This window comes from Pseudomonas sp. HLMP (assembly GCF_046365545.1).
GTDB lineage: Bacteria > Pseudomonadota > Gammaproteobacteria > Pseudomonadales > Pseudomonadaceae > Aquipseudomonas > Aquipseudomonas guariconensis_B.
In genome coordinates, this window is sequence record NZ_JBDLLR010000001.1 from 1,786,813 (window position 1) to 1,809,003 (window position 22,191).

A 22,191-nucleotide genomic window follows, 5' to 3' on the forward strand; every position below is an offset into this window, starting at 1 on the left:
TAAGGGGAGGTTAATGCGGCGCCCGAGCGGCCCCAGCATCCTCAATGCCCCCGCAGTTGGCGGTCGGGCATCGCCAGTGCAGCCCCCAGCCCGATCAGCGATACCCCGGCGCTGGCCAGCAGCAGATGACGAAACGTCTCCAGCAACCGTGCCTGGGTCACCGGGTCCGCTTCACCCGCCTTCAGGCTGCCCAGCAGCGGATTGCCCAACAACTCGAAACCACCCTGGTGCAGCAGCGCCAGCAGCAGGCTGGACATGCACGCCACCCCCATGGCACCGCCGAGGGAGCGGAACAAGTTGGTGGTGCTGGTGGAAACGCCGATGTCCTTCATCTCGACCGCGCTCTGCGCGCCCACCAGCGAGGTGGGGAACTGCAGGCCGCAGGCGATGCCGGCCAGCGACATGAATACGGCGCTGAGCACGCCCGCTTGCGGCGGCGTCAGGGCCATGGCGGCGATGGCCACGGGCATCAGCACGGCGCCGGCGAGGATCTGCGGCCGGTAGCGGCCGGTGAGGCTGGTCATGCGCCCACCACAGAAGGCGCCCAAGGGCAGGCCCATGGCCAGCGGCAGCAGGTGTAGGGCGGCGCTGTCGGCGCCGGCGCCGGTGATGCCCTGGTAGCGCAGGGGCATGAGCATGGTCAGGGCGATCGACTGGAAGCTGGCGAAGAACACCGTGCACCAGCACAGGACCGCCGCGCGGTTGCCGAACAGTTGCAGGGGCAGGAGCGGCTCGGCGCAGCGCCGCTCATGCCCGACGAACAGCAGCAGCCCCAGCAGGGCCGTGGCGAACAGCGCCAGTACCGGTGGCGCCAGCCAGGCATGGCCCTGGCCGACCAGGGTGATGCCCAGCAGCAGGCTGCCCAGCCCGAGGATCAGCAGCAGCGCGCCGAGATAGTCCACCTGCGCGTCGCGCCGTTGGCCGGGCATGTTGCCCAGGGCACGGTGGATCGCCCATAGGGCGAACAGGCCCAGCGGCAGGTTGATCCAGAACACCCAGCGCCATGACAGGTATTCGGTCAGCCAGCCGCCGAGCACCGGCCCGGCCACGCTGGCCAGGGCGTACATGCTGCTGAAGTAGCCCTGGTAGCGACCGCGTTCCCGAGGCGGGACGAAGTCGCCGATGATCGCCTGGCTCACCGACACCATGCCGCCGGCCCCGATGCCCTGGACCACCCGTGCCAGCACCAGTTGCTGCATGTCCTGGGCCAGGGCGCAGGCTACCGAGGCCAGGGTGAACACGGCGGTGCCGGTGAGGATCATGCGTCGGCGTCCGTAGAGGTCGCCGAGCTTGCCATAGATCGGCACGGCCACGGTCATGGCCACCATGTAGCCGGAGATGACCCAGGCCAGCAGGCCGACATCGTTGAACTGTGCGGAGATCGCGGGCATGGACACGGCGACGATGGTCTGGTCCAGGGCGCCGAGGAAGATCGCCAGCATCAGGGCGGTGAGGACGCTGCGCAGCACGGCAGGGGGGAGGGCGGCGGTCACGGGCATACCTTGTCGGGGAATGGGGTGTATCAGGGCGGTTCGAGTCGTGGTATCTCACCAGGGTCGCTTCGCGCCCCCTGAATAGCTCACCTCGCTATCGCGCCAACCGCCGGATTGTAACCTGAGTTAGGTAGCTTCCTATGTACTACGTGCATCCCCTATGCAAGATCGGCATTGGCGCATTCATCCAGTGCTGCATGGCTGCGTGATATCGTGACCTGGCCGCAGTCGCTGAAATCCGCGGTCTGCACCAGCATGGTGCAACGCATTGCCGCAGGATTTCCCAGCGCTGTTTCCCACACCTTCTATTCCTCTGCCTGCATGTCGAGCATGACCGCCCAGATGGCGACGGTTGGAACAGGTCAGGTTCAATTTTCACCTTACAAGCGGAGTGATCATGTCCAAGGCTTCCCACCACGATCTGCGTTTTGCCTTCCGCGAACTGCTGGCTTCAGGTTCGTGCTTTCACACCGCGTCGGTGTTCGACCCCATGTCGGCCCGCATCGCCGCCGACCTGGGCTTCGAGGTCGGCATCCTCGGTGGTTCGGTGGCCTCGCTTCAGGTGCTGGCCGCGCCCGATTTCGCCCTGATCACCCTGAGCGAGTTCGTCGAGCAGGCCACTCGCATCGGCCGGGTGGCCCAGTTGCCGGTGATCGCCGATGCCGACCACGGCTACGGCAACGCCCTCAACGTGATGCGCACGGTGATCGAGCTGGAGCGCGCCGGCGTGGCCGCGCTGACCATCGAGGATACCCTGCTGCCGGCGCAGTTCGGCCGCAAGTCCACCGACCTGATCCCGGTGGAGGAAGGGGTCGGCAAGATCCGCGCGGCCCTCGAGGCGCGGGTCGACTCGGCGCTGTCGATCATCGCCCGGACCAACGCCGGCGTGCTGAGCACCGAGGAAATCATCGTCCGCACCCAGAGCTACCAGAAGGCCGGGGCCGATGGTATCTGCATGGTGGGTGTGAGGGATTTCGACCATCTGGAGCAGATCGCCGAGCACCTGACGGTGCCGCTGATGCTGGTCAGCTACGGCAACCCGAACCTGCGTGACGACGAGCGCCTGGCGCGCCTGGGCGTGCGGGTGGTGGTCGACGGCCATGCCGCCTACTTCGCCGCGATCAAGGCCACCTACGACTGCCTGCGTCTGCAACGCGGGCAGCAGAACAAGTCCGAGAGCCTCAGCGCCACCGAGCTGTCGCATACCTACACCCAGCCCGAGGACTACATTCGCTGGGCCAAGGAGTACATGAGCGTCGAGGAGTGATCGGCGCGGTGCAGTCGGTTCAGCGCACGGCGCTCAAGGTCGCGGTGTGCGGCACGCAATGCTCCTGGGCGCAGCTTGCCGCGGCGTTGGGTTGGTTGCGCAGCAATTCGACTCGCCAGCAGGCCGAACCATAGAGCCCCGCGACGGCGATCACGATGAGGGCAAGGGTCCAGCGTCTGGATCTGATGCTCATGGTGCGTACCTCCTGTTGCTGCAACAGGTGATACCTACAAGCATAGGTCAACCTGGGATCACTGCCTGGCGCGATCCTCGAGCCAATCCATCAGCTCGACCAGCCCCGGCGGCAGCGGCTTGGCAGGGCAGACCAGGTAGTAGCCCTTGCCGGTTGCCACCTTCAGCCCGAAAGGCATGCACAGCCGGCCGCTGAGCAGGTCGTCGCCAATCAGCGCCCAGTCGCCGATCGCCACGCCGGTACCCTGGGCAGCCATGGCCATCGCCATGTCCAGGGTCTGGAAATGCTGCCTGGGCCCCTGCGGCTCGAACGCCGCTCCCGCCGCCTGTAGCCACAGCCGCCAGTCATGCTCGTCCGACGAGGGGTGCAGCAGCATGTGCCGGGACAGGTCCTCCAGGCACGCCAACGACGCGGCGCCCTGCAGCAACGACGGGGCGCAGACCGGCGTCAGTTGCTCGTCGAATAGCTTGCGCACCTGCAGGCCCGGGCTCGGTGGCCCGCCATAGACTACGGCGGCATCGAAGCCTTCGCGGCGCAGGTCCACGCCGTGCTGCACGGTGGTGGTCAGCTCCACCGGCACGTCCGGGCGCAGGGCCTGCCATTCCATCAGCCGTGGCAGCAGCCAGCGCATCACGCAGGTGGGCGCCTTGAGCTGCAGGACGGCGCTGCGCCCGCCGACTTCGCGCACGCCCTGCTCGATGAGGGCGAACACCTGCTGCACCCGGGGCAACCAGTCCTGGCCCTCGCGGGTCAGTGCCAGGCCACGGGCCTGGCGCTGGAACAGGGCATAGCCCAGGTGTTCCTCGAGCCCGGCGATCTGCCGGCTGACCGCGCCCTGGGTGATGTGCAGCTGCTGCGCCGCGCGAGTGAAATTGCAATGTTGGGCGGTGACCAGAAAGGTGTGCAGGGCCGGTAGAGGAGGCAGACGTTTCATTGCGCTGAGCCATGATCACAAGACATGACTAGTATGTGTTTTTTTGCATTGTGGCGATAGCCATGCCTTGGTTCCATGGTCACTGATCTCAACAAGAATCAGGTAAAAGACAGATGGCAACCTGTGGCGAAGTACTGGTCGAACTCCTCGAAGGCTATGGCGTGGAGCATGTCTTCGGCATTCCTGGCGTGCATACCGTGGAGCTGTATCGCGGCCTGGCGGGATCGTCGATCCGGCACATCACCCCACGCCACGAGCAGGGGGCCGGGTTCATGGCCGACGGCTATGCGCGCACCCGTGGCAAGCCGGGGGTGTGTTTCATCATCACCGGCCCTGGCATGACCAACATCACCACGGCCATGGGCCAAGCCTATGCCGACTCGATCCCGATGCTGGTGATTTCCAGCGTGCAGGCCCGCGACCAACTCGGCGGCGGTCGCGGCAAGTTGCACGAGCTGCCCAGCCAGGCAGGGTTGGTCGCCGGTGTGGCGGCGTTCTCCCATACCTTGATGAGTGCCGACGACCTGCCCCAGGTGCTGGCCCGTGCCTTTGCCGTGTTCGACGGTGCCCGGCCAAGGCCGGTGCATATCGAGATCCCCCTGGATGTGCTGGTCGAGCCGGCCGGCCACCTGCTGCCGGGTCGCCCCGTGCGCACCGGCCGGGCGGGCGCGGCGCCACGGGGTGTGGCGCTCATGGCCGAACGCCTGGCCTCGGCGCGGCGGCCGTTGATCCTCGCCGGTGGCGGCGCCCTGGCGGCGGGCACGGCCCTGGCCCGCCTGGCGGAGCACTTGCAGGCACCGGTGGCCCTGACCATCAATGCCAAGGGCTTGCTGCCGTCCGGGCATCCGTTGCAGATCGGTTCGACCCAGTCGCTGCCGGCCACTCGCGCGCTGGTCGCCGAGGCCGACGTGGTGCTGGCCATCGGCACCGAGCTTGCCGAGACCGACTACGACGTGACCTTCAAAGGCGGCTTCGAGATTCCCGGCAGCCTGCTGCGCATAGACATCGACCCGGACCAGACCGTGCGCAACTACCTGCCGGAACTGGCGCTGGTGGCAGATGCCGAGCAGGCGGCCGAGGCCTTGCTCGATGCCTTGCAGACTCAGATGCAACCGGTGCGTGACCCCGCCTGGGGCGCCGTGCGTGCCGCTCGCCTGCGCCAGGACTTGTCGACCACTTGGGACCCGCCGACCCTGAGCCAGACACGCCTGCTCACCAGCGTGCTGGAAACCCTGCCCGACGCCATCCTGGTGGGCGACTCGACCCAGCCGGTGTACACCGGCAACCTGACCTTGGACATGGACCAGCCACGGCGCTGGTTCAACGCCTCGACCGGCTACGGCACCCTTGGCTACGCCCTACCGGCGGCCATGGGCGCCTGGCTCGGCAGCGGCGGGCAGGTGGACGAGCGTTCACCAGCCATCTGCCTGATCGGCGATGGCGGCTTGCAGTTCACCCTGCCTGAACTGGCCAGCGCGGTGGAGGCCCAGGTGCCGTTGATCGTGCTGCTGTGGAACAACCAGGGTTACGAGGAAATCAAGAAATACATGGTCAACCGGGCCATCGAACCGGTGGGCGTGGACATCCATACGCCGGACTTCATCGGTGTCGCCCGGGCCCTGGGCGCCGCGGCGCAGCAGGTGGAGGACGTGGGCCAGTTGCAGGCCGCGCTGCGCCAGGCTGTGGAGCGCCAGGGGCCGACCTTGATCCAGATCGACCAAGCCCAGTGGCAGACGGCGGTGGGGGGCTGACAGGTACGGCGAAGCGGCTGCATCGGGGCCGCTGCGCGCCCCATCATGGCAGCGCAACCCGGCCTTCAATCGGCAGCGGTACGCAGCCGCGCCACGTCACGGATCGGCGGTGCGCCATACAGCCTGCTGTACTCCCGGCTGAACTGAGACGGGCTTTCGTAGCCCACCCGGTACCCCGCCACCGCGGCTTCGAGCCCCTCATTGAGCATCAACCGCCGCGCTTCCTGCAGGCGCAACTGCTTCTGGTACTGCAGGGGGCTCATCGAGGTCACTGCCTTGAATCGATGGTGCAAGGTCGAGGTACTGAGGTTGACCTCGCGCGCCAGATCTTCGATGCGCAGCGGTCGCTGGAAGTGCTGGTTGAGCCAGGCGATGGCCTGGCTGACCCGGTGGGTCTGGCTGTTGGCCAGGGCGATCTCGTACAGGCGGTAGCCCTGTGGCCCGCGTAGCAGGCGATAGAGGATTTCCCGGCGGATCAGTGGCGCCAGCATGGGGATATCCCGGGGGGAGTCGAGCAGGCGCACCAGACGTAGCAAGGCATCGAGCAACTGCGGATCGGTCTTTTCCACATACAGGCCACGGCCAGAAGGAAGGTTGGGCACCAGCATCGGCCCGCTTTCGGCGATCAGTTGGCTGATATGTGCCGGGTCGATGTCCAGGCGCAGGCCCAGGCTGGGCGTCTCGGGGCTGGCGTCCAGGCGCACCCGGCTGATCGGCAGGGTTACCGACACCACCATGTAGTGCAATGGGTCGTAGGTGTATTGCTCGTCGCCCAGGAACAGGCTCTTGCTGCCCTGGGCCAGGACACACAGGGCAGGTTGCGCCAGGCTCGGCACCGAACGCACGTTTTCCCGGTAGGCCACCAGGTAAAGGTCGTCGACCGCTGAGGCCGTGCCGTAGGGCTCGCCGGCATGGCGCAGGATCAGGTCGGCCAGCTCCTGGCGTTGTAGCTCCAGGGACGGGGCGGGGGGCGTGGGCGTGGTCATGGCGGGTTTCCTCTACTGACCGACGCAGGATAGGTTCGGGCAAGGGTGGGCGCTAGTCGAAAGCTGCTCCTCGCTTGCCTGATCCTGCACGGTTGCAGGATCAGGCAAGCGGCCGGCAGTAATGGCCTAACGGCGCGCGCGGGCGAGGGCCTAACCTTGCCAGCCTGGCCTTTCCGTCCGTCTGCTTCAAGGAGAACGTTCATGACCCAGCCTCAACCGGTCACTCACCTGGCTTTCATCCGGGCCAGCAGCGGTCGTTCGGCGGAGTTGGGCGCGCGCCTGCGTGACCTGCTCGAACCCTCGTTGCAGACGCCCGGCTGCCTGAGTTTCACCGTGCAGCGCTCCCAGGCCGATACGGACCTCTGGCTGCTCAGTGGCAGCTGGCGCGACCAGCAGGCCATGAGCGGCTACTTCGCCTCGCCGACCCTGGACCTGTTCGGCGAGCTGGTGCAGGCGCAGGTGGTCGCGAGCCTCGACCTGCATACCTTTGCATGATGCCTGGGCCCGAATAGGCAGCACCGATGGTGCCCGGCACTCGCCAGGTTAGAATGCCGCCCTTCGATCAACACGTGGATACAGGCACGATGGCACGTAGAGAATTCCCCCGCTTCGAAGCGGTTTCGGCAATGGTTCCGGCAGAGGGCGGCGGCTACCACGCCGCGATCGCCGTGAAGGCCCTGGGCATGGGCGGCGCGCCGCGTTTCCACAAGGTGCTGGACGGGCAACTGTTCAAGACGGCGATGGCCGCCGACGAAGCCGCCTGCGCCGAGCTCGGGCGCCTGCAAGGCGTCAGCGAAGACGGCGAGCTGGTCTGGTGATCAGGCCCGTGGCCGGGGCATCTTGAAGCAGTTGCCCAGCTCGAAGTAATCCGCAGGCCCGCCGCCGCGCAGGATGGGCTCGGCGGCGGCAGTGTCGTAGATGCCGTCCTTGAGCAGATGCTCGGCGATATGCACGGCCACCACTTCGCCAAGGATCAGCCAACTGGGCACCAGCGCCTGGTCGGCGCGCTGGAGCTGGACGATCTGGCTCACCTTGCACTCGAAGGCCACCGGGCTTTCCCCCACGCGCGGTACCCTGACGATGCGCGATGCCGTGGGCGTCAGTTCGCTCAACTGGAATTCATCCACCTCGGCCGCCACCGCCACGCAGCTCTGGTTCATCTGCTCGGCCAGCGGGCGGGTGGCCAGGTTCCAGACGAATTCACCGGTCTGTTCGATGTTGTTCAGGCTGTCTTTGCGGCCGATGCTGCAGAAACCGATGATCGGCGGCACGTAGTTGAAGGCGTTGAAAAAACTGTAGGGCGCCAGGTTCAGGCGACCTTCGCGGTCCTGGGTGGAGATCCAGCCGATGGGCCGGGGGCCGACGATGGCGTTGAACGGGTCATGAGGCAGGCCGTGGCCTTTGGCGGGTTCGTAGTAGTACATCTGCGCAGGGCCTGTGGCCCTTCCTCTTGGCGGGACGAGGCGCCTAGTGTGCCAAGGCTGGGCCCGGCTGGAAACGATCAAGCCCGGCCGAAGCCGGGCTGGGCGCTCGCATCGCGGGATCAGCCGATGCGGTGGGCGTGGGTGCGGTCGAAGCCGTCTTCGGCGAAGCGTTGTGCGCCAGTGCGGTCGAAGCCATCTTCGGCGAAGCGTTGTGCGCCAGTGCGGTCGAAGCCATCTTCGGCGAAGCGTTGTGCGCCAGTGCGGTCGAAGCCATCTTCAGCGAAGCGTTGTGCGCCGGTACGGTCGAAACCATCTTCTGCATAAGTCGCCGATTGGGTCTGGACGGCGGTGAAGTTGTGGGCGTTGGTACGGTCGAAGCCGTCTTCGGCGAAGGCGCCGGTCGCCAGTACCGACAGGGCCAGGGTCAGGATCAGTTTGTTTTTCATGGTCGTTGCTCCAGTGGAATCGATGGGTTGCTCTGCTCTATGGGTTTCATGTTACGCCGGTTAATTAGATTAAAAAGCGCAAAAAGTAGCGCTAATAAATCTACTTTTTCGATTTTTTGATGTGCAGATACCTGCGAAGCATCACGTCAGGTGTCCCTTTCCGGGAGCGGCGAAAGACACTTCGCCACCCTTCGAAGGATGCCTCTGCTGAATTAATTCGGGGTTAAGTGCGAAGGGTCAGGTTGAAGTTCTATCGTTCAACCTGATCATCAACGGGCGTATTGACCCGGTAGCGGGTACTGCGACCACCGCCCGGCAGGCGAACCAGGCAGCCCTTGTCGAGCAGGTCGGTGAGATGGCGGGTGGCGGTGGCCTTGGACACCTTGGCCACCGCTTGATACTGACTGGCGTTGATACCCGCCTCGAAGCCGCGTTGGCCGCCATCGAGCAATCGGTTGAGCACCTTCACCTGCTCGGGCAGCAGCCCATCACTGCGGTGCGCATGCCAGAAGCGCGCCTTGGCCAACACCCGGTCGATCCGCACCAGCGCCTGCTCCAGGCTGCGCAGCAAGGTCGTCAAGAACCAGGCTAGCCAGCGTGTAATGTCCAGGTCGCCTTTCTGGCTGCTTTCCAGCACCGCGTAATAGCCTGACCGATCCTCGAGGATGCTGGCGGACATCGCATGGAAACGGATGGCCTGTCGTTCGCCCTGGGCCAGGGCCAGGTCAGTGAGGGCGCGGGTCAGGCGACCATTGCCATCATCGAACGGATGCAGGGTCACGAACCAGAAGTGGGCGATGCCGGCGCGTAGGAACGGGTCCAACTGCGTGAAGTGGCGACTGTCCTCGAACCATTCGAGAAACGCCTGGAGCTGCTCTTGCAGCCCGGCTCGCGGGGGCGCTTCGAAATGTACACTGGGTTTGTCGAGGCGGCCGGAAACCACCTGCATGGGCGCCTCGTCCCGCAGTTGGCCGACGAGGATGGGTTTACCCAGGGCCTCGTCGCTTGCCGGGAACAACCATCGATGCCAGGTGAACAGGCGTTGCAGGGTCAAGGGCTGGTCATATCCCTGCGTCGCGTCCAGCATCAGTTCGGCAAGCCCCTCGCTGCGGGCTGTAGTCGAACCATGCCCCTCGAGACCCAGGCGACGGGCCAGGGAGGAACGCACGGAGCCGACATTGAGCTGCTCGCCCTCGATGGCGGAGGACGTAATGATGTTCTGCAGCAAGGTATCCAGGATATTGTGGCTTTCGCTGAGTTCGTCCACGGCACCGATCCTGCCCAGCAAACGTCCCTGCGTTTCGACACAGCTTCGCAGCAGCGTGGCAAGCTGCTCTGTATCCCAGCGCAAATGAGGCCAGGCTGGCCGCTGCCAGATCCACATTGGATCGCTCATGGTTTCCCCTTGTTGTGCCATGAGCCCAATAGTAGCCCTATTCGGCTCATTTGGTGAGCCGAATAGGGGGGGTTATTCGGCTCACGATAGCCATGAAAAAGGGGCGCCCCGTCAGACGGAGCGCCCCTTTTGCAGGCTTGCAAGCAGGATCAGTCAGTGGTGATCCGCGAGTGCTTGCGGGTGTCCTTCATGGTGGCATACACCAGCAGCGAGCAAGCGATGCAGCCGGTGACGTACCAGTAGAAGCCGGTTTCCATGCCTGCGCTCTTGAACCACAGGGCCACGTACTCGGCGGTGCCGCCGAAGATCGACACGGTCAGGGCGTAGGGCAGGCCCACGCCCAGGGCGCGGATCTCGGTGGGGAACAGCTCGGCCTTGACCACCGCGTTGATCGAGGTGTAGCCGCTGACGATGATCAGCGCCGCCATGATCAGGAAGAAGGCGCCCCACCAGGTCTGCACGGTGTGCAGGGTGCTGAGGATCGGCACGGTGAACAGGGTACCGAGCACGCCGAAGGCGATCAGGATCGGGCGGCGGCCGATCTTGTCGGAGAGGCTGCCGATCACCGGTTGCAGGCACATGAACAGGAACAGCGTGGCCGCCGAGATGGTGGTCGAGTCGCTGATGCTCATGCCCACGGTGTTGACCAGGTACTTCTGCATGTAGGTGGTGTAGGTGTAGAACGCCAGGGTGCCGCCCATGGTCAGGCCGACCACGGTCATCAGCTCCTTGGGATGGCGCAGCAGGGTGCGCATCAGGCTTTCCTTGGCCTTCTCCTTCTTGGTGAAGGAGGCGGTTTCTTCCATGCCACGGCGCAGGTACAGGGCGACCACCGCGCACAGCGCGCCGATCACGAAGGGCACGCGCCAGCCCCAGGCGTACAACTGCTCGGTGGTGAGCGTCTGTTGCAGGATGATCAGCACCGCCAGGGCGATGAGCTGGCCGGAGATCAGGGTCACGTACTGGAAGCTGGAGAAGAAGCCACGGCGGTCCTTGGTGGCCATCTCGCTGAGGTAGGTCGCCGAGGTGCCGTATTCACCGCCCACCGATAGGCCCTGCATCAGGCGCGCCAGCACCAGCAGGACCGGCGCGGCGACGCCGATGCTTTCGTAGCCCGGAGTCAGGGCGATGATCAAGGAGCCTGCGCACATCAGCAGTACCGAGGCCATCAGCGCGGCCTTGCGGCCCTTGCGGTCGGCGTACAGGCCCATCAGCCAGCCACCGATCGGGCGCATGAGGAATCCCACGGCGAAGATCGCGGCGGTATTGAGCAGTTGTGCGGTGGTGTCGCCAGCCGGGAAGAAGGCCTTGGCGAAGTACAGCGAGAATGCGGCGTAGACGTACCAGTCGTACCATTCGACCATGTTGCCGATGGATCCGCTGAAGATCGACTTGAGACGGCTGGAGGTGGTTTTTTCCGCGGCGGGCGCGAGGGCCGCCCCGGCGGGCAGGGTGGTGGCGTTATCCATCAGGGATACCTTCTCGTTGTTTTTGTGGAGCGCGCCGTGGCGCGGCTTGCCGGGACAAGTGCAGAAGGTGTGCCAAATGGATGCAGGGTGATCCAAATGAGGGCGCCGCGTGCCCTGTCGTGGGCCGGTCAGCCCCCACGCAAGCCCTGTAAACCGCACTTCTTGAGGTATACGGCACCCCCTCACGGGGGGCGGGGTTGCCCGCGATGGGCTGCAACGCCGCCCCTACGAAAGCGGCTGAATGAGCGGATTTCCGCTTATCGAAAAGCGCGAGCGAGCAAGAATCCGCTCATTCGCGCTCGAGGAAATCCTCGCGTACCAACCCGTGCCGCTGCATCTTCTCGTTCAGCGTGCGCCGTGGCAGTTGCAGGGTTTCCATGACCGCCTTGATCTCGCCCTTGTGCTGGCGCAGCGCAGCACGCAGGCACTGGGCCTCGAACGCTTCCATCTGTTCGGCGAGGGAATGGCTCGCGCTGGTTGCTTCCAGGCCCGGCGAGTCCAGGCCCAGGGCGTGGCGTTCGGCGGCATTGGCCAGTTCGCGCACGTTGCCCGGCCAGTCGTGGGCCAGCAGCTGCGCCAGTTGCGCACCGGCCAGCGGTGGTGCAGCGCGGCCCAGGCGCTCGGCGGCCGCGCGGGCGAAGTGCTCGAACAGCAACGGGATGTCCTCGCGCCGCTCGCGCAAGGGTGCCAGGCGCAGTTCGGCGACATTCAGGCGGTAGGCCAGGTCTTCGCGGAAGCGTCCGGCACGGGCTTCTTCGAGCAGGTCGGGCTTGGTCGCGGCGATGATCCGCAGGTCTACGCTGATGCTCTGGTTGGCCCCCAGGCGCTCGAGTTTCTGCTCCTGGATCACGCGCAGCAGCTTGGCCTGTTGGGCCAGGGGCATGCTCTCGATCTCGTCGAGGAACACCGTGCCGCCATTGGCGTATTCCAGCTTGCCGATGCGCTTGCCCTGGGCGCCGGTGAAGGCGCCGCTCTCATGACCGAACAGCTCGGCCTCGAACAGCGACTCGGGGATCGCCGCACAGTTGAGGGCGACGAAGGGTTTGTCGGCGCGTGGCCCGAAGTCGTGCAGGCAGCGGGCGACACGCTCCTTGCCGCTGCCGGTCTCGCCACGGATCAGCACGTTGACCGGCAGGTTCGCCAGGTCCAGGACCTGCCGGCGCAATTGCTGCAGGCCCTGGGACATGCCCAGCAGGGTGCCTTCCAGGCGTGCCTTGAGGTCGGCCTGCTGGTGCAGGCGGCGGTTCTCCAGCACCAGTTGGCGTTTTTCCAGGGCCCGGCGCAGGCTGCCGAGCAGGGTCTGCGGCGTGAAGGGTTTTTCCAGGAAGTCATAGGCGCCGCTGCGCATGGCCTCCACCGCCATGGGCACGTCGCCGTGGCCGGTGAGCAGGATCACCGGCAGGTCGGGGTCCTGGCCCTGCAGCCGCTCGAGCAGTTGCAGGCCATCCATGCCCGGCATGCGCACGTCGCTGACGATCACCCCGGGGTAGTGGGGCGGCAATTGCGCCAGGCAATCCTCGGCACGGGCGAACAGTTGCACGCTGAAGCCCGACAGGCTCAGCCACTGTTCCACCGCGGTGCGGATACTGGCTTCATCGTCGACGACGATCACCGAATTCAACATACAGGCTCCAGGTCACGTGGCAGGGTAAGGCTCAGGCGGGCGCCGCCGGGCAGGTTCTCGGCCTGCAGTTGGCCGCCGGCCTCGTGGACGATGCCGTAGGAGATCGCCAGGCCCAGGCCGAGCCCTTCGCCCACCGGCTTGGTGGTGAAGAAGGGGTCGAAGACCTTGGCCAGGTCGGCCTCGGGGATGCCGCCACCGGAGTCGAGCACGCTCAGGCGCCAGTGGCCGTCATCGGCCTCGATACGGATCTCCAGGCGTTTGTAGCGCTTGTCGGCCATGGCATCGAGGGCGTTGCGCAACAGGTTGATCAGCACCTGCTCGAGGCGGATGGCATCGCCGCGTACCCAGGCCGGGCGTGCCAGGTACAGGGCCACTTCGACGCCTTCGCCGCGGATACGCGCCTCCAGCAGGTGCAGGGCCTGGTCGACCACGGTGGCCAGGTCCAGGCGCTCGCGCAGGCCGCCGGGACTGTTGCGGGCGAAGGTCTTGAGGTGGCCGGTCAGCGCGGCCATGCGCGTGAGCATCTGCTCCAGCGGCTCCAGGGCCTGGCGTGCCTCTTCGTGGCGGCCGTGGTCGAGCAGCAGGCGCAGGGTTTCCAGTTGCATGCGTTGGGTGGTCAGCGGCTGGTTGATCTCATGGGCCAGTGCCGCCGACATCTGCCCCAGGGCCGCCAGCTTGGCCGACTGCACCAACCCTTCCTGGGCGGTGCGCAGTTCGCGGGTGCGTTCCTCGACCAGACGCTTGAGCTCGTCGCGGCTGCGCTGGCGCAGGCGAGCCAGGCGCAGGCGCTGGCTGGCGAACAGGGCGGCGAACACCAGGCTCAGCCATACCGCGGCGGCGGCCAGGGCGGCGTTGCGGCCATCCTTGCTGACCTGCGGCTTGCGCAGCAGGTGCAAGGTCCAGCCCTCGGTTTCCAGCGGCAGGCTCTCCCACAGGTATTCGCCGGTGCCCTCGGGGCCTTGCACGCGGGTGAGGTGGCTGTTGTCGCCGAAGCGGGTCAGCACCTGGTGCTGCAGCGGCACCAGTGGCTGCTTGTCGTACTGGCGGGTCGCGGCCAGCTCGGCACGATCGGCGCTGGAGATCGGCAGCAGTTCGCGGTAGCGCCAGCCGTCCTGGTTGGCGATGAAGATGATGCCGCGGGCGTCGCTGACCAGCAGGATGTCGCTGCCCTGGCGCCATTCGCGCTCCAGCTCGGGAAACTCCAGCTTGACCACCATGGCGCCGAGGAAGCGCCCCTGTTCGTCGTGCACCGCGCTGGACAGGAAGTACCCCGGCACGCCACTGGTCACGCCGACGGCGTAGAAACTGCCGCTGCCCTGGCTGCGGGTCTGCTTGAAGTAGGGGCGAAAGCCGTAGTTGGAGCCGACGTAGCTGGTCGGCAGGCGCCAGTTGCTGGCGGCCACGGCCAGGCCGGTGCGGTCGAGCAGTTCCAGGGTGGAGGAGTTGGCGGCGCCGTTGATGCGTTCGAGCTTGCGGTTCAGGGCGTCCTGGCGCTGTTCGGTGAGTGGGCCGCGCAGGGCGTCGATCAATTCCGGGTCCAGGGCCAGCACGGCCGGCAGGGCGCGGTAGCGCTCGATCAGCGTATGCAGGGAGTTGGCGTACAGGGTCAACTGCTGGCTGGCCCGACGGGCGTCGGTCTCCATCGCCTGGCGCTTGGCCTGGTGCATGGCCCAGCCGGCGCTGAGCGCGGTACCGAGGAGGATCAGCAGGACGATCAGGGTCAGGCGCAGGGCTCGAAAAGAAAAAAGCATGAGGCGGATCCTTGGCCTGTGCGGGTGTGTGTTCTGGGGGCCAGTGTCGACCCCTTCGCGGGCGTGCCTGCGAAGAGGCCGAGCAGACCGACCTACAGCAGCTCGAAGCTCTGTTGCTGCACCGCCTGGGAGTCCAGGCCGACCTGGACATTGAACTGCCCGGGCTCGGCGACCCGTTGCAGTTGGCTATTGTAGAACCTAAGGTCCTGCTCGCCGATGCGGAAGGTCAAGGTCCGCGACTCGCCTGCCTTGAGCATCAGCTTCTGGAAGTTCTTCAGCTCCTTGACCGGGCGGCTCATGGACGCAGTGACATCCTGCAGGTACAGCTGCACCACGGTCTCGCCGTCGCGCTTGCCGGTGTTCTTCACCGTGACCTTGGCTTGCAGGCTGGCGCCGCGCTCGAGTGTCTTGTGCGAGAGCGTCAGGTTCGACAACTCGAAGGTGCTGTAGCTCAGGCCATAGCCGAACGGGTACAGCGGCCCATTGGGCTCCTCGAAGTACTGCGAGGTGTAGTTGCCCGGCTTGCCCGGCGTGTAGGGGCGGCCGATACGCAGGTGGTTGTAGTGCATCGGGATCTGCCCGACCGAGCGCGGGAAGGTGATCGCCAGCTTGCCGGACGGGTTGTAGTCGCCGAACAGAACGTCGGCGATGGCATTGCCGCCCTCGGTGCCGCTGAACCAGGTCTCGAGGATGGCATCGGCCTGTTCGCGCTCCCACGCGATCGACAGCGGCCGGCCATTCATCAGCACCAGCACCAGTGGCTTGCCGGTGGTCTTGAGGGCCTTGATCAGCTCACGCTGTACGGCAGGGATCTGCAGGCTGGTGCGGCTCGACGACTCGTGGGACATGCCGCGTGACTCGCCAACCACGGCCACCACCACGTCGGACTGCCGTGCCGCCTTGACCGCTTCGTCGATCAGTACCGCGGCCGGGCGCGGGTCGTCGATGATCTCCGGAGCATCGAAGTTGAGGAAGTTCAGGTAATCGACGATTGCCTTGTCGCCGGTGACGTTGGAGCCTTTGGCGTAGAGCAGGGTCGCCTTGTCGCCCAGGGCGCGACGCAGGCCTTCGCGCACGGTGACCGAGTGTTCCGGGCGGCCAGCGGCGGCCCAACTGCCCATCATGTCGATCGGCGCGTCGGCCAGCGGGCCGACCAGGGCGATGGTGCCGGCCTTCTTCAGTGGCAGGGTCTGGTTGCGGTTCTCCAGCAGCACCAGGCTGCGTCGTGCCACGTCGCGCGCGGTGTCGCGGTGCAGGCGGTCGTCGCTGTAGTAGTCCTTGAGGTCGTTCTCGGCCTTGCCAATGCGCAGGTACGGGTCCTTGAACAGGCCCATGTCGTACTTGGCGCCGAGGACTTCACGCACGGCCTGGTCCAGCTCGGCCTGGGTCACTTCACCTGACTCGAGCAGGCCCGGCAGTTCTTCGCCATAGAGGGTATCGTTCATGCTCATGTCGATGCCGGCCTTGATCGCCAGCTTCGCCGCCTCGCGGCCATCCTGGGCGACACCATGGCGGATCAGCTCCTGGATCGCGCCATGGTCGCTGATGGTCACGCCCTTGAAGCCCCATTCCTTGCGCAGCAGGTCGTTCATCAGCCAGGTATTGGCGGTGGCGGGCACGCCGTTGATCGAGTTGAGCGCGACCATCACGCCACCGGCACCCGCGTCGAGCGCGGCGCGGTAGGGCGGCAGGTAGTCGTTGTACATCTTCGGCAGGCTCATATCGACCGTGTTGTAGTCGCGCCCACCCTCCACCGCGCCATACAGGGCGAAATGCTTGACGATGGTCATGACGCTGTCGGGATTGGCCGGGCTCTTGCCCTGGAACGACTCGACCATCACCTTGGCGATCCGCGAGGTGAGGTAGGTGTCCTCGCCGAAGCCTTCGCTGGTGCGGCCCCAGCGCGGGTCGCGGGCGATATCGACCATGGGCGCGAAGGTCATGTCCAAGGCGTCGGCGGCGGCTTCGATGGCTGCGGTGCGGCCGACCTTGGCGATGGCATGCATGTCCCAGGTCGCGGCCAGGCCCAGGCCAATCGGGAAGAGGGTACGTTCACCGTGGATCGTGTCGTAGGCGAAGAACATCGGGATCTTCAGGCGGCTGCGCATGGCGGCATCCTGCATCGGCCGGTTCTCCGGGGCGGTGAGCGAGTTGAAGGTGCCACCGATGCGACCGGCGGCGATTTCCTCGCGGATCTTTTCGCGGGGCATTTCCGGGCCGATGCTGATCAGGCGCAACTGGCCGATCTTCTCCTCGACGGTCATTTGCTGGATCAAGTGGTCGATGAAGGCCTGCTTGTTTTGCAGGGGCGGTGCGGCGGTGGCGGCCAGGGCCGCCTGACTGGCAAGGCCCATGGCCAGGCCCAGCAAAGACAGTTTCATCATGGGTTCCGTTGTCGTGGCCTGTGCCGTATCCGGGGGATGCGTGCGGTCGGAGTTTTTCAGGCGGCTATCGAAGTTGTACAGTTCGCCGGGCTTGTTTTAGCCGATCAGCCCTGCATGATCCAGTGCGGCGGCGGATTATGCCTTATATGGCGCGCGTCATGAGATACACTCCCGCCGGCTGGATGCCGGGACAACTATAAGAACGATCGAGAGACCGAAGGCATGACTGACCTCAACGAATACGAGCAGCGGCTGATCGCCGAGGCCATCGCCCGGGCCGAACGGCGCACCGACGCGGAACTGGTGACGGTGCTGGCGCGTCGCGCCGACGACTACGCCTACTTGCCGTTGCTCTGGGCCGCGCTGCTGGCCCTGGCATTGCCCGGCCTGCTGCATGTGGCCCTGGGCTGGCCCGGTATCCGCGGCCTGCTGGTGGCCCAGGTGCTGCTGTTCATCGCCCTGTGCCTGCTGCTGCGCAACCCGCGCCTGGCCAGCCTCCTGGTACCGCGCGTGCTGCGCCATCGGCGCGCCTCGGGGCTGGCGCGCCAGCAGTTCCTCGAACTGAACCTGCAACGCACCGCCGGTGCCACCGGGGTGCTGATCTTCGTCAGCGAGGCCGAGCACCACGTGGAGATCCTCGTCGACGAAGGCATCGCCCGGCACCTGCCGGAGCAGGCCCGGGCCGACATCGTGGCGCGCTTCACCGAGCAGGTGCGTCAGGGCCAGACCCTGCAGGGCTTCGTCGAGTGCATCGAGGCCTGTGGCGAGCTGCTCAGCGAGCATGTGCCGCCGACCCATGCGTGCAACGAACTGCCCAACCGCCTGGTGATCCTCGACTGAACCGCTTCTCCCCTGTGGGAGCAGGAGGGCTTCCATCGAGAAAACCTTCGCGCTGGCCGGGCATCGACGTAGAATGCCCGCCATTGCGCGTTGCGCTCCCCGCATACCGAGGCACCCATTTCCCATGTCCGCCAACCCTTCCGCTCCCACCGCGCCGGATGCGCGTGCCCAGTTCCTGAGCCTGCTGGCCGACGCCCTGGACAACGGCACCCTGGCCAGGCTGGTGCTGGCCCGCCATGTCGGTGACGACCCGACCCTGCAGCGGATCATCGCCAAGCCTGTGGTGGTCAAGGGCCAGCCCTGCCTGTCGCTGGTCTATCGCCACCAGACCCGCGACATCACCCGCAACCTGCCGCTGGAGCAGGCCAAGGCGCTGGTCGCCGAACTGCTGCCGCAGAGCTTTCGCAATGCCCACCTGTTCACCCGCGAGGGTGAGGTGCAACTGGGCTTCAGCAAGAAGGGCAAGCCGCAGCTCCTGCACCATGGCACGCAACCCCCGCGCGAAGCGCAGCCGGCGGCCGGGCACGACCGGGAGAAGAAGCGCTACCTGGCGTTGTCGCGGCCGTTCCTGCGTGACCTGGGCGTGACCGATGCCCAGGGCGCGTTGATCCCGTCCATGTCGCGCAAGTGGAAGCAGATCAACAAGTTCATCGAGGTCTTCGACCATGCCCTGGCCAGCGCGCCACTGGCGGCAGGCCAGCCGCTGCGTGTGGCCGACTTCGGTTCGGGCAAGGGCTACCTGACCTTCGCCATGCATGACTACCTGCGTAACAGCCTGGCGCGTGACGCCCAGGTCACCGGTGTCGAGCTGCGCCAGGACATGGTCGACCTGTGCAACGCCGCCGCCGCGCGCCTGCAGCATCCCGGGCTGGAGTTCCAGTGCGGCGACGTGCGCAGCGTGGTACCCGAGGCCATCGAGGTGATGATCGCCCTGCATGCCTGCGACATCGCCACCGACTACGCCATCCACACCGGTATTCGCTGCAAGGCCGCGATCATCATGTGCTCGCCCTGCTGCCACAAGCAGATCCGCCCGCAGTTGCACAGCCCCGGCCTGCTCCAGCCGATGCTGCAGTACGGCCTGCACCTGGGGCAGCAGGCCGAGATGCTCACCGACAGCCTGCGCGCGCTGTACCTGGAGGCCTGTGGCTACGAGACCAAGGTGTTCGAGTTCATCTCGTTGGAGCACACCAACAAGAACAAGATGATCCTCGCGGTGAAGCGCCGGCAGGCGGCGGACAACACCGCGCTGCTCGAGAAGATCGGCCAGCTCAAGGCGTTCTATGGCGTCAAGGAGCATTGCCTGGAGACATTGCTGCGGGCTGATGGGTTGATTCCGGCTTGAGGCTTCTGCGCTGCCACGCTTCGTAAAGCCCTGCTCTAGGGAATGGTCCTGAGGTCATGTAGGGCCATTCCCTCCCGGGTATGTGACGTCAGGAGCTGCTGTGGATCTGACACGTGTCGCCAGCTTGGTTTGTCAACGCAGCACCAGCCGTCCCGTGCTCTGACAGGGCAGTTTTGCCCCCGGTCTGCTCATCGCCGCCGGGCATGTTCGGCAGGCACCGCGATCGCCAACGCGGGGTTACCCAGCGGATGGCTGCTGGCATCGAAGAAATGCAGTGCGATCTGCGGCGTATCAGCGAAGCGTTGAGCGAAATGCTGTTTCTGGTTGATCACCGACGCCTCGCTCAACGGCCGGATGGCAATCGACAGGTGTTTCGGCCGGGCCTGGCGGATGGCGTCGAGCAGGTGCTGGTCGCTGGCGTCCAGGTGCTGGCCGAACAGGCACAGGCCCTGGTTTTCGCCGGCCAGCTGGCCCAACCCCCAGGACAGATAGTCCGAGGCGCGGATGGCGCGCAGTTTTTCCTCGCTGCGGCTCTCGTTGACGAACAGCGGCACCTCGCCAGGAATGTTCACGGCAAAGCCATCGAGCAGTTCGCCGCCTTCGGCGCTGCGCTGGCGGGTGCTGCCGTCGGGCAGCTTGAGCAGGTGCAGGCCGCCGTGCAGGTGAACGACGCGGGTGCCTTCGGTGACGGTACGGCGCACGTCGAAGAAACCCTGCTCGTCGAACAGCGTGGCGAAGCCCTCCGGCGCCTGCCCTACGGCCCAGGGCAGCAGCAGGTCGTAGTTGCTGGTATAGACGTTGCGATAGCCGCGCAGGGCCTGGTTGATCGTCGCCAGGATGGCGCCTGACACCTGCGCCCAGGGCAGGTGCACGACGCGCATGGCGTGGATCAGCGCTTCCTTGATCGAGTAGTAGCGGTTGAGCGGGGCGGTGGAGTTGATGGCCAGCGCGGCGTTGGCCCGCACCGCGGTGTTCAGGGTGCTGAGCACCGGCTCGAACAGCTCCGTGCCGAGGGCCTTGAACAAGGCCTGGTCGCTGACCCCCAGCGCCTTGTGCCGGACCCGCTGCGCCTCCTCGAACAGCGAGAAGTAGCCGAACGGCTTCCACAGTGCGCGGCTGGCGCCGTTGCCCAGCAGCAGGGTATCGCAGGGATGGCGGTCGTTCAGGTCCGCCCAGGCGGGCAGGTGGGCGTCGAGAGCAGGCATCGCAGGTCCGTTGGGTAGGGCGAAGAACGTGGCGACTTTAGCATGTCGTGGATCTCGCGTGGCTGGCCACTGAAGCGGCGCACAAGACCGATAGGCTGGCGACGGTTGGAAGACATGTGTGAGAATGATACGAATTCCTATTGACGATCCAGCCCACTCCTACGCGCAATGACATCCTTCACCACGCCCTGGACCGGCGCCGCGCCGGCCTTCCAGGCGGTCGTCGACGACCTGCTCGCCCACTACAGCGACCTGCGCCGCTACCTGTGCGCCCGCCTGCGCAACCCTGACGATGCCGCCGACATCGCCCAGTCCAGCTTCGCCCAGGCCTACGCCCATGCCCTCAATGCGCCGGTGATCAATGCCCGCGCGCTGTTGTTCCAGGCCGCGCGCAACCTGTGCATCGACCAGTACCGCCGGCGCAGCACCGAACTGGCAGCGCTGGAGGACTGGTTGGCCCGCGCCGATGCGCTCAGCCCCAGTGTCGAGGAGATCATGATCGCCCGCGAGCAGTTGCAGCAGCTGATCGCCCGCATCGAGCGCATGCCGCGCCTGCGCCGCGAAGTCTTCGTCCGTGTGCGTCTGCATGGGCAGAGCCACCGCGAGGTGTGCCAGGCGCTGGGCCTGTCGGCCAAGTCGGTGGAGCTGCATATTGCCCGCGCGGTGTTCGACCTGTCCGAACTGCGCCTGGCCGTGCGTCATGGTTGAGTCGGTGTCACCGCGCAAGGTGCAGCAGGCGCTGATGTATCTGGCGGCCTTGCACGGCGATGACCCGGAGCGGGTGCGCCAGGTCGGTGGCCAGGTGCAGCGCTGGCGCGGCAGGAGCGACGAGCACGAACGCGCCTGGCAGGAGGCCGAACAGCGCTGGCAGATGGTTCATCGCCTGGCACCACAGCTGCGGGGGGCGGTGCAGCCGCAGCCCTACGACCCGGCCCGTCGGCGCTTGCTGCGCCAGGGGAGTGCCCTGGCCGTGGTGCTGGCGGCCGGTGGCTGGCTGGGGTGGATGTTCAAGCGTACCTCACCCTTCCAGCACGACCTGCAGACCGCCCACGCCGAAGCGCCGCGCGCCGTCGCGCTGCCTGACGGCAGCCAGTTGCTGGCGGCTGCCGAGACCAACCTGCGGGTGCGCTTCGACCATGGCCAGCGCCAGGTGCTGTTGTTGCACGGCAATGTGTTCTTCGACGTCGCCCACGAGCTGTGGCGGCCGTTTCTGGTCAGCACCCGCCTGGGCAGGGTAGAGGTGCTCGGCACCGCCTTCAGCGTCAGCGACCGTGGCGGTCGGGTGCAGGTGGCAGTTGCCCGGGGGCGGGTCCAGGTGCGCGACCTGCAAGGCGGCGAGCAGATTCTGGTGGCCGGTGAGCGTATCTGCCTGGACGAGCGGGGCCGGCTGGGTCCGCTGCGCTCCGGCGGTCGCTTCGGCCCCGAGCTGGGCCACTGGCAGCGCGGCTGGTGGTCGTTCACCGACCAGGCGCTGGCGGATGTCATCGGCGAACTCAATGCCTACCTGGTGCAGCCGCTACGGGTCGATCCTGGCGTGGCAGGGTTGCGCCTGACCGGTAGCTTCCCCAGCGACCGACCCGAGGTGCTGCTCGAAGCACTGCCACGGATCCTCCCGGTACGCCTGGTGGAGGAGGGCGGTCGACGCCTGGTGCAGCGACGTTGAAACAGGCCGGCAGATTTTTG

Annotated in this window: 20 protein-coding genes; 8 read left to right on the plus strand and 12 right to left on the minus strand. The window is 66.2% G+C overall.

What is annotated here, in order from left to right; genetic code table 11:
- Nucleotides 1–41 precede the first annotated feature (41 nt).
- Entirely contained in the window at nt 42–1,493 is a 1,452-nt protein-coding gene (locus tag ABFA30_RS08435; protein WP_368815999.1) for an MDR family MFS transporter, read from the minus strand.
- A 397-nt stretch (nt 1,494–1,890) separates the two neighbouring features.
- Here ABFA30_RS08435 and ABFA30_RS08440 point away from each other — a divergent pair, with 397 nt between their 5' ends.
- Nucleotides 1,891–2,760: an oxaloacetate decarboxylase gene (locus ABFA30_RS08440; protein ID WP_253080371.1), complete on the plus strand. Its 870-nt coding sequence runs from the start codon at nt 1,891–1,893 to the stop codon at nt 2,758–2,760.
- A 19-nt stretch (nt 2,761–2,779) separates the two neighbouring features.
- Here the strand turns inward: ABFA30_RS08440 and ABFA30_RS08445 are convergent, their stop codons facing one another.
- Nucleotides 2,780–2,953, minus strand: a complete 174-nt coding sequence (locus tag ABFA30_RS08445) for a hypothetical protein (protein ID WP_225788043.1) — start codon at nt 2,951–2,953, stop codon at nt 2,780–2,782.
- Between the two features lie 58 nt (nt 2,954–3,011).
- Nucleotides 3,012–3,887 (minus strand): LysR substrate-binding domain-containing protein, encoded by an 876-nt coding sequence (locus ABFA30_RS08450; protein WP_225788044.1) that lies wholly within the window; start codon nt 3,885–3,887, stop codon nt 3,012–3,014.
- A gap of 113 nt (nt 3,888–4,000) precedes the next feature.
- Between ABFA30_RS08450 and ABFA30_RS08455 the strand changes: the two genes are divergently transcribed.
- The gene (locus tag ABFA30_RS08455; protein ID WP_368816000.1) at nt 4,001–5,638 is read left to right on the plus strand and encodes a 5-guanidino-2-oxopentanoate decarboxylase; all 1,638 of its coding nucleotides are present in this window, start codon (nt 4,001–4,003) and stop codon (nt 5,636–5,638) included.
- 65 nt (nt 5,639–5,703) lie between these two features.
- Here the strand turns inward: ABFA30_RS08455 and ABFA30_RS08460 are convergent, their stop codons facing one another.
- Nucleotides 5,704–6,624: an AraC family transcriptional regulator gene (locus tag ABFA30_RS08460; RefSeq protein ID WP_225788046.1), complete on the minus strand. Its 921-nt coding sequence runs from the start codon at nt 6,622–6,624 to the stop codon at nt 5,704–5,706.
- 201 nt (nt 6,625–6,825) lie between these two features.
- Here ABFA30_RS08460 and ABFA30_RS08465 point away from each other — a divergent pair, with 201 nt between their 5' ends.
- Nucleotides 6,826–7,119 (plus strand): putative quinol monooxygenase, encoded by a 294-nt coding sequence (locus ABFA30_RS08465; RefSeq protein WP_225788047.1) that lies wholly within the window; start codon nt 6,826–6,828, stop codon nt 7,117–7,119.
- Nucleotides 7,120–7,208: 89 nt separating this feature from the next.
- Nucleotides 7,209–7,442 carry a hypothetical protein gene (locus tag ABFA30_RS08470; protein ID WP_225788048.1) on the plus strand — a complete coding sequence of 78 codons (234 nt, stop codon included), beginning with the start codon at nt 7,209–7,211 and terminating at the stop codon, nt 7,440–7,442.
- Here ABFA30_RS08470 and ABFA30_RS08475 read toward each other — a convergent pair whose 3' ends face one another.
- From ABFA30_RS08475 to bglX, 7 genes are all read right to left on the minus strand, one after another.
- Nucleotides 7,443–8,048, minus strand: coding sequence for a flavin reductase family protein (locus ABFA30_RS08475; RefSeq protein WP_253080373.1), 606 nt, complete (start codon nt 8,046–8,048; stop codon nt 7,443–7,445).
- Nucleotides 8,049–8,167: 119 nt separating this feature from the next.
- Nucleotides 8,168–8,494, minus strand: coding sequence for a hypothetical protein (locus ABFA30_RS08480; protein WP_225788050.1), 327 nt, complete (start codon nt 8,492–8,494; stop codon nt 8,168–8,170).
- 250 nt (nt 8,495–8,744) lie between these two features.
- Nucleotides 8,745–9,890, minus strand: a complete 1,146-nt coding sequence (locus ABFA30_RS08485) for a Fic family protein (protein WP_225788051.1) — start codon at nt 9,888–9,890, stop codon at nt 8,745–8,747.
- A 149-nt stretch (nt 9,891–10,039) separates the two neighbouring features.
- Nucleotides 10,040–11,359: an MFS transporter gene (locus ABFA30_RS08490; RefSeq protein WP_225788052.1), complete on the minus strand. Its 1,320-nt coding sequence runs from the start codon at nt 11,357–11,359 to the stop codon at nt 10,040–10,042.
- Nucleotides 11,360–11,648: 289 nt separating this feature from the next.
- Nucleotides 11,649–12,983 (minus strand): sigma-54-dependent transcriptional regulator, encoded by a 1,335-nt coding sequence (locus ABFA30_RS08495; protein ID WP_225788053.1) that lies wholly within the window; start codon nt 12,981–12,983, stop codon nt 11,649–11,651.
- Nucleotides 12,977–14,734, minus strand: a complete 1,758-nt coding sequence (locus ABFA30_RS08500; RefSeq protein WP_225788054.1) for an ATP-binding protein — start codon at nt 14,732–14,734, stop codon at nt 12,977–12,979. The genes ABFA30_RS08495 and ABFA30_RS08500 overlap by 7 nt, the downstream gene beginning before the upstream one ends.
- Nucleotides 14,735–14,826: 92 nt before the next feature.
- Complete coding sequence (gene bglX / locus ABFA30_RS08505; RefSeq protein ID WP_410045333.1) at nt 14,827–17,118, minus strand: beta-glucosidase BglX; 2,292 nt, start codon at nt 17,116–17,118, stop codon at nt 14,827–14,829.
- Nucleotides 17,119–17,340: 222 nt separating this feature from the next.
- On the opposite strand from bglX, the gene ABFA30_RS08510 reads away from it, so the two are divergent.
- Together ABFA30_RS08510 and ABFA30_RS08515 are read left to right on the plus strand one after the other, a co-directional pair.
- Nucleotides 17,341–17,958, plus strand: a complete 618-nt coding sequence (locus tag ABFA30_RS08510) for a TPM domain-containing protein (RefSeq protein ID WP_225788056.1) — start codon at nt 17,341–17,343, stop codon at nt 17,956–17,958.
- Nucleotides 17,959–18,082: 124 nt separating this feature from the next.
- On the plus strand, nt 18,083–19,303 hold the full coding sequence (locus tag ABFA30_RS08515; protein ID WP_410045334.1) for a class I SAM-dependent methyltransferase: 1,221 nt from the start codon (nt 18,083–18,085) through the stop codon (nt 19,301–19,303).
- Between the two features lie 188 nt (nt 19,304–19,491).
- Here the strand turns inward: ABFA30_RS08515 and ABFA30_RS08520 are convergent, their stop codons facing one another.
- Nucleotides 19,492–20,508, minus strand: a complete 1,017-nt coding sequence (locus ABFA30_RS08520; protein WP_410045335.1) for a DUF4917 family protein — start codon at nt 20,506–20,508, stop codon at nt 19,492–19,494.
- A 168-nt stretch (nt 20,509–20,676) separates the two neighbouring features.
- On the opposite strand from ABFA30_RS08520, the gene ABFA30_RS08525 reads away from it, so the two are divergent.
- Nucleotides 20,677–21,216 (plus strand): RNA polymerase sigma factor, encoded by a 540-nt coding sequence (locus ABFA30_RS08525; RefSeq protein WP_410045336.1) that lies wholly within the window; start codon nt 20,677–20,679, stop codon nt 21,214–21,216.
- Complete coding sequence (locus ABFA30_RS08530; RefSeq protein ID WP_410045337.1) at nt 21,209–22,171, plus strand: FecR family protein; 963 nt, start codon at nt 21,209–21,211, stop codon at nt 22,169–22,171. The genes ABFA30_RS08525 and ABFA30_RS08530 overlap by 8 nt, the downstream gene beginning before the upstream one ends.
- Nucleotides 22,172–22,191: the final 20 nt, after the last annotated feature.